Here is a 594-nt window from a genome sequence, read left to right on the forward strand (position 1 = left end):
GCTTGTCACGGGAGCCGCCGGCAGTATCGGTAGCGAGATCTGTCGCCAGCTGGCTCATTTCCCGATTAAGAAGTTGGTTTGCTTCGACTCCGCCGAGACCCCGATGCATAATCTCCGTCTGGAATTGGAAGAGAAATACAAGGAACTGAACTTTGTCCCGGTGATCGGCGATGTCCGCAGTCCGGACCGTGTGGATTATGTGTTCCGCATCTGGCACCCCCAAGTGGTGTTCCATGCGGCGGCCTACAAACATGTCCCTTTAATGGAGGAGAACCCCTGCGAGGCGATCCGAACAAACGTGTTCGGTACTCGTGTGATGGCGGATGCCGCTGTAAGCTATGGTGTGGAGAAATTTGTGATGATCAGTACGGATAAGGCGGTGAACCCCACGAACATCATGGGCTGTAGCAAGCGCTTGGCTGAGATCTATGTACAGAGTCTGAGCCTTGCGATCGAGCGAGGAGAGGTGAAAGGCGAGACGCGTTTCATTACGACCCGCTTTGGAAACGTATTGGGTAGCAACGGTTCGGTTATCCCCCGTTTCCGGGAACAAATCGCTCAGGGAGGTCCAGTGACGGTCACCCATCCCGATAT

Annotated in this window: 1 protein-coding gene; it reads left to right on the top strand. The window is 54.7% G+C overall.

Annotated features, from left to right (window positions below; translation table 11 throughout):
* A partial coding sequence (locus QVP94_RS12470) for a polysaccharide biosynthesis protein (RefSeq protein WP_288213269.1) occupies positions 1-594 on the top strand: 594 nt, incomplete at both ends.

The organism is Parabacteroides sp. CAG:2, from assembly GCF_000436315.1.
Classification (GTDB): domain Bacteria; phylum Bacteroidota; class Bacteroidia; order Bacteroidales; family Tannerellaceae; genus Parabacteroides; species Parabacteroides distasonis.